Here is a 6,643-nt window from a genome sequence, read left to right on the forward strand (position 1 = left end):
CCCTCGCGGGGGTCAGGCGCCCCACTGGCTCGCGTAGAAGACCAGTCGGTACTTGCCGATCTGCACCTCGTCGCCACTGGACAGGGTCACCGAGTCGATCCGCTCCCGGTTGACGTAGGTGCCGTTGAGGCTGCCGACGTCGGCGACCGTGAAGGAACCGTCCGGCGCGCGCCGGAACTCCACGTGACGCCGCGAGACGGTGACGTCGTCGAGGAAGATGTCGCTCTCCGGGTGGCGGCCGGCCGTCGTCAGCTCACCGTCCAGGAGGAAGCGGCTCCCCGAGTTGGGACCACGGCGCACGACCAGCAGCGCGGAGCCCGGGGGCAGCGCGTCGACCGCGGCCTGGGCCTCCGGCGACAGCGCCGGCAGCGTGGTCTGTCCCGTCGCCTCGGCCTCGTACGCCTCGATCCCGGAGATGGAGATCGTGGACGTGGTCTCGGAGGCGCGCTCGGACGGCACTCCGGCACGCAGCGGCGCGCCACAGTTGGAGCAGAAGCGGCTCGCTTCCGCGTTCTGGAACCCGCACCGCGTACAGACCGGCAAGGACCCTCCACCCGTGCTAGAGGCTGATGGTTGCTGGAAACCTATGCGCCCCGCAGCCGCAGGGTCAACAGAAACCGCACCATGACCGCCCGAAATGTCACCACCCGGAGCAGCGGCCTCGTCACGGAACAGCGGGCGCTCCTCGCCCGGTCCCTCCCCCTGCACGTGCCGCGGGGCGCGGTGCCGCGCCGTCGGGCTGTCACCAGCCTGACGCGAACTCTTGCCGAACCACTTACCGAACAACTTCACGGGCGATTCCCCTTGAACGACACAGACCCGCCCGTGGGGCAGGACGAACCCTCAGTCACGACCAACACACAGTTTCTCTCACGCACCACCCCAGCGGTGCGGCGACCCCCCGCATTCTCCTGTCCTCCCCCGCAAACCCCACTCGCCCCTGCCTCACCGGCTTGACGACTGAGCGTAGTCAGGCTGCTCCGACGGCCGCAAGGCGTCGACAACGATCTTCTCCGATCGCGTCACATCCGCTGTGGCCTGCTCCTTCTCCAAAGTCTGTACCACGCCGCCCGGGATGTTCAGGGCGGGCTCGAGATCCTGTGGATTACCGATGACCTTGAAGCGGTAGGGGGCGCTCACCTTGTGCCCGTCGATCTGCACGCCGCCCGGCCCCTGGATGAAGTACGTGTCGGCGACGACCCGCACATCGTTGATCTGGATCGCCTCCGCGCCCGCGGCGCGCAGCTCCTGCAGCGCGTCGAGCAGCATGTCGGCCTCGACCGCGCTCTGGGGGTCGTTGATCGTCAGCGTGATCCCCGGGCCCTCGACGGCGACCGTCCCGGCCAGCACCCCGAGCTGCCCGGCCTTCTGCTCGGTCTGCTTGCGGGCCTCCTCGGCCTGGTCGGAGCTGTTCTCCAGCTCCGTGCGCTGCTCCTCCAGGCGCCGCCGTTCGTCGCCGAGCCGCTGCGAGCGGTTGTCCAGCTCGTCCAGGATGCGCACCAGGTCCTCCTGGCGGGCACCCCGCAGCGCGCTGGTGTCGCTGGTCGAACGGACCTGGATGGCCAGGCCCAGGCCCAGCACGAACAGCAGGAGCGCGACGATCAACTGGGCCCTGGACACCCGCGGCGGCCACAGCCCCGCCTTGAGCCGTTCCCGGCCGGTCGCGGAGGGCGCCGCGCCCTGAGGTTCCCCCGTGTCCTGCGGCCCCTGACCACCGTGCGCGGGCGGTTCCGCGTCCGCCGGCCCGGCCGGCGGCACCGGTGCGGCGGCGGGCGGCTCGGGGCGTGCCGCGGGCCGCTCCGGCGCCGGAGGCTCCGCCCCGGCGGGCGGCCCGGGACGCTCAGGCGGCTCCAGCGGCTCCGGGGTCTTGTCGTTCTCGTCGCTCATCGTGCTGTCACGCCCGGAAGACATGGCGGCGGATCGCCGCGGCGTTGGAGAAGATGCGGATGCCGAGGACGACCACCACACCCGTGGAGAGCTGCGCACCCACTCCCAGCTTGTCGCCCAGGAAGACGATCAGCGCGGCCACGACGACGTTGGAGAGGAAGGAGACCACGAAGACCTTGTCGTCGAAGATCCCGTCGAGCATGGCCCGCAGACCACCGAAGACGGCATCGAGCGCGGCGACCACGGCGATCGGGAGGTAGGGCTCGACGACCGTCGGCACAACGGGGCGGACCACCAGGCCCACCACCACTCCAACGATCAAGCCCAGTACGGCGATCAATTCGTACCCTTCCCATTTCCGGATGCGCTCGACGACGGCCCGCCCGAGGGGAGCGGGGTCGCGGAGCGGATGATCAGGCTCGGAGCCGCGGGCAGTGCCAGCTTCTCCTTCTCGGAGACGCGCGCGCGGATCCCGTAGTTCTCCTGCAGGACGTGCAAGTACTGCCCGTCCGCGCTGTCCTGGAAGGACGTGCCCAGTTTCTGCGGATCCCCGATCGCCAGGATCTTGTAGGGCGGTACCAGCGGCCGGTTGTCGACCAGTATGGCGTCACCCGCGGCACGGATGGCCGACAACGACGTCAGCCGCTGCCCGTTGATCGAGATGGCCTCCGCACCCGACGCCCACAGGCCGTTGACGATGCGCTGCATGTCCCGGTCGCGCACACGGCCGGTGTCGGAGAAGTCACTGGTCGTACGCGGATCGCTGCCGCCGCCCGACGAGGCCTCCTTGGCGTCGTTGACCTCGAGCTCGATTCCCGGCCCCGTGACCGGTGTCGCCCCGGCCAGGAGCGCCACGCGCTCCGCTTCTCCGTCCTGGGCGTTGAGCGCCTGCCGCTGCTTGGCCGCCACGTCGTCGCGCAGTTCGTCCACGCTCTTCTGCAGATCGTCGGCGGTACGGGTCTCGGACTGGATGCGGTCGATGAGCTTCTGCCGCTCCTTGGCCAGTGTCGGGGCCGCCACCTGCGTCTGCGCCGCGCCTATGGTGACCACCACGGCGGCCAGCACCAGACCCAGAGCGAGCACCAGCCGGCCCCGCAGCGTGCCCGGCAGGCGGGACGTACCGGTCGCGCCCCGGCGGGCGGCGGCCTCGGCGTATCCGTCGTCGAGGCTGTGCTCCATGACGTTGGTCAGCAGCGACATGGAGGCGTCCGGGCGCCGGGTCACGGCCCTCCCAGGGGCGCTGCTCCGATCGGGGTGCTGCTGCGACATGCCGCACATCGTCGCATGTCCGTGACACCGACCTCGAACGGGCCCCTCCCGACGCGCCGTTCGTCGCGTCGGGAGGGGCCCGTGCACCGTTGCCGGGGCGGGGTCTCAGCGCATCAGCGGCCCGCGCTGTCCACGATCGCCGACCACTCGTCGAGCAGTGCCTGCGCGGAGGCGTCGTCCGGGCCCTCGGCCCACAAATGCGTGACCGCCTCCGCCGGGTCGGGGAGCACCATCACCCAGCGGCCGTCCGCCTCGACGACACGCACGCCGTCGGTGGTGTCGACGGAGCGGTCGCCCGCCTCCTCCACCACACGGCGCATGACCATGCCCTTGACGGCCCACGGCGTCGCCAGGTCCCGCTTGAGGACGTGGGCCCGCGGAATGCGGGCGTCGATCTGGCTCAGGGTGAGCTGGGTACGGGCCACCAGGCCGATCAGCCGCACGAAGGCCGCGGCGCCGTCGAAGACGCTGCTGAACTCCGGGACGATGATGCCGCCCTTGCCGTCACCGCCGAAGATGGTCGAGTCCTGTCGTCCGACCCGGGTCAGGTCGTCGGGCGAGGTCGTCGTCCACTCCACCTGCGTGCCGTGGTACGCCGCGACCTGCTCGGCGATGCGTGTCGTCGTCACGGGCAGCGCCACCCGGCCGCTGCGGCGCTCGGCGGCGACCAGGTCGAGCAGGACCAGCAGGGCCCGGTCGTCCTCGATGATCTTGCCGCGCTCGTCCACCAGCGACAGCCGCTCGCCGACCGGGTCGAACCGCACGCCGAACGCTGCCCGAGAGGACGCCACGATCTCCCCGAGCCGGACCAGGCCGGAGCGCCGGCCGTCCGCGGTCTCGGTCGGCCTGGCCTCGTTGAGGCCGGGGTTGATCGTCAGCGAGTCCACACCGAGCCGCCCGAGCAGGCTCGGCAGGACCAGGCCCGCGCTGCCGTTCGCGGCGTCGACCACCACCTTGAGCCCGGCCTCGGCGATGCCCGAGGTGTCCACGGCCCGCAGCAGCGCGCCAGTGTAGGAGTCGAAGACGCTCGCCGGGAAGTTCAGGTCGCCGATCTCACCGGGGAACGCACGTCGGTACTCCTGGCGCGCGAAGACGCGGTCCAGCTTGCGCTGCCCCGCCGCCGACAGGTCGGCGCCGCGTTCGTCGAAGAACATGATGTCGACCGAGTCGGGGATGCCGGGACTCGTCCGGATCATGATGCCGCCGGCGCTGCCGCGCGCGGTCTGCTGCCGTGCCACGGGCATCGGCACGTTCTCCAGGTCACGCACGTCGATCGCGCTGGCCTGGAGTGCCGAGATCACCGCACGCTTCAGGGCACGGGCACCGCGGGAGTGATCACGGGCGGTGGTGACCGTGGCGCCCTTCTTGAGGGTCGTCGCGTACGCGCCCGCGAGGCGGACGGCCAGTTCTGGGGTGATCTCCACGTTCAGGATCCCGGAGACGCCCCGGGCGCCGAAGAGGTTGGCCTGGCCCCTGGACTCCCAGATGACCGAGGTGTTCACGAAAGCGCCGGCCTCGATGGTCTTGAACGGGTAGACCCGGACGTCGCCCGCGATGATCGACTCCTCGCCGATCAGGCACTCGTCGCCGATGACCGCGCCGTCGTCGATCCGCGCCGCGCGCATGACGTCGGTGTTCTTGCCGATGACACAGCCGCGCAGGTTGGTCTGCGGCCCGATGTAGACGTTGTCGTGGACGACGGCCTTGTGCAGGAAGGCGCCGGACTTCACGACGACGTTGGAGCCGATCACCGTGTGCTCGCGCAGCTCGGCCCCGGCCTCGACCTTGGCGTAGTCACCGACGTACAAGGGACCGCGCAGTGTCGCGTCCGGGTGCACCTCAGCGCCCTCGGCGACCCACACACCGGGCGAGATCTCGAAGCCCTCGAGGTCGACGTCGACCTTGCCCTCGAGGACGTCCGCCTGCGCCTTGAGGTAGCTCTCGTGCGTGCCGACGTCCTCCCAGTAGCCCTCGGCGATGTAGCCGTAGATGGGCTTGCCTTCCTTCATCAACTGCGGGAAGACGTCACCTGACCAGTCCACGGAGACGTCGGGCTCGACGTAGTCGAAGACCTCGGGCTCCATGACGTAGATGCCGGTGTTCACCGTGTCCGAGAAGACCTGGCCCCAGGTCGGCTTCTCGAGGAAGCGCTCGACCTTGCCCTCCTCGTCGACGATGGTGATGCCGAACTCCAGGGGGTTGGGCACACGGGTCAGGCAGACGGTGACCAGCGCGCCCTTCTCCTTGTGGAAGTTGATCAGCTCGGTGAGGTCGAAATCGGTCAGGGCGTCACCGGAGATCACCAGGAACGAATCGTCCTTGAGCGCGTCCTCGGCGTTCTTGACACTGCCGGCGGTGCCGAGTGGCTTCTCCTCGTTCGCGTAGGTGAGGTCCATGCCGAGCTCTTCGCCGTCGCCGAAGTAGTTCTTGACGAGCGAGGCGAGGAACTGCACGGTCACCACGGTCTCGGTCAGACCGTGCCGCTTGAGCAGCTTGAGCACGTGCTGCATGATCGGCTGATTCACGACCGGCAGCAGCGGCTTGGGCATGCTCGAGGTCATCGGGCGAAGGCGCGTGCCTTCGCCGCCGGCCATCACGACGGCCTTCATGTCGGAAGCGTCCTCCTCAAAGAGACGACTGTCTTGCCGACGTCACCCGTGCTCTCTCTTACGCGGAACGTCGCGGTCCCCCGGACCGCCGGTCACGCGCGGGGCACCCGGCCGGAGGGCTCTCCTACCGGGCACGCGGGCTCAATCGGCCGTGGCGTCCGCCCTGACGAGTCGGCGGACCTGGACCACGTAGAGGATCCCTGCCCACCAATACAGCGTTGTACCCCATCCGGCGAACGCCCATCCGAAAATAGCAGCGAGCGTGTTCAGCCACCCGTCGCCGTCGCTCAGCAGCAACAGCGGGAAGGCGTACATGAGGTTGAAGGTGGCTGCCTTGCCCATGAAGTTGACCTGCGGCGGACCCCAGCCGTGCCGGCGCATGACCAGGATCATCACGCCCATGACGGCGTCCCGGGCCACCAGGATGGCCGTCAGCCACCAGGGTAGGATCCCGCGCCAGGTGAGGCCGATGATCGTGGACACGATGTACAGCCGGTCCGCGGCCGGATCCAGCACCCTCCCGAGGCTGCTGATCTGGTTCCAGCGGCGCGCGAGCTTCCCGTCCAGGTAGTCGCTGACGCCGCTCAGGGCGAGCACGAGCAGCGCCCAGCCGTCGACCTTCGGACCGCCGAACTCGGGCCACAGGATGAGCCACAGGAACACGGGCACGCCCAACAGCCGTGCCATGCTCAGGATGTTGGGGATCGTGAAGACGCGATCCGTCTGCACCCTTGTCTCCTGGACCTCCACCGGGGGCCCCTCCTGTTGAACGTACGCTCCGATGATTCCACCCGACCTTACATCAGGGCATGAAAAAGCCCGCCGCCGGGCCTCTGATGAGGCTCCGGCGGCGGGCATATTAAAGATTGTTCGGCGGT

Annotated in this window: 6 protein-coding genes; all 6 read right to left on the reverse strand. The window is 69.5% G+C overall.

Annotated features, from left to right (window positions below; all coding sequences use genetic code 11):
* Positions 1-12 precede the first annotated feature (12 nt).
* Positions 13-834 carry an FHA domain-containing protein gene (locus AC3EUJ_RS34070; RefSeq protein WP_431968361.1) on the reverse strand — a complete coding sequence of 274 codons (822 nt, stop codon included), beginning with the start codon at positions 832-834 and terminating at the stop codon, positions 13-15.
* 111 nt (positions 835-945) lie between these two features.
* Positions 946-1,887 (reverse strand): DUF881 domain-containing protein, encoded by a 942-nt coding sequence (locus AC3EUJ_RS34075; RefSeq protein WP_431968351.1) that lies wholly within the window; start codon positions 1,885-1,887, stop codon positions 946-948.
* A 7-nt stretch (positions 1,888-1,894) separates the two neighbouring features.
* Positions 1,895-2,227, reverse strand: coding sequence for a small basic family protein (locus AC3EUJ_RS34080; RefSeq protein WP_003984969.1), 333 nt, complete (start codon positions 2,225-2,227; stop codon positions 1,895-1,897).
* Positions 2,224-3,165, reverse strand: coding sequence for a DUF881 domain-containing protein (locus tag AC3EUJ_RS34085; protein WP_431968353.1), 942 nt, complete (start codon positions 3,163-3,165; stop codon positions 2,224-2,226). The genes AC3EUJ_RS34080 and AC3EUJ_RS34085 overlap by 4 nt, the downstream gene beginning before the upstream one ends.
* Before the next feature lie 104 nt (positions 3,166-3,269).
* Entirely contained in the window at positions 3,270-5,765 is a 2,496-nt protein-coding gene (locus AC3EUJ_RS34090; RefSeq protein ID WP_431968355.1) for a sugar phosphate nucleotidyltransferase, read from the reverse strand.
* Between the two features lie 141 nt (positions 5,766-5,906).
* Positions 5,907-6,515: a cardiolipin synthase ClsA gene (gene clsA, locus AC3EUJ_RS34095; protein WP_026250929.1), complete on the reverse strand. Its 609-nt coding sequence runs from the start codon at positions 6,513-6,515 to the stop codon at positions 5,907-5,909.
* Between the last annotated feature and the right edge of the window lie 128 nt (positions 6,516-6,643).

Source organism: Actinacidiphila sp. bgisy160, assembly GCF_057707815.1.

What these genes read in the sequence shown, in the direction of transcription:
- AC3EUJ_RS34090 (WP_431968355.1), bottom strand. Translation starts at nt 5,765, where the DNA reads ATGAAGGCCGTCGTGATGGCCGGCGGCGAAGGCACGCGCCTTCGCCCG.
- AC3EUJ_RS34085 (WP_431968353.1), bottom strand. Translation starts at nt 3,165, where the DNA reads ATGTGCGGCATGTCGCAGCAGCACCCCGATCGGAGCAGCGCCCCTGGG.
- AC3EUJ_RS34075 (WP_431968351.1), bottom strand. Translation starts at nt 1,887, where the DNA reads ATGAGCGACGAGAACGACAAGACCCCGGAGCCGCTGGAGCCGCCTGAG.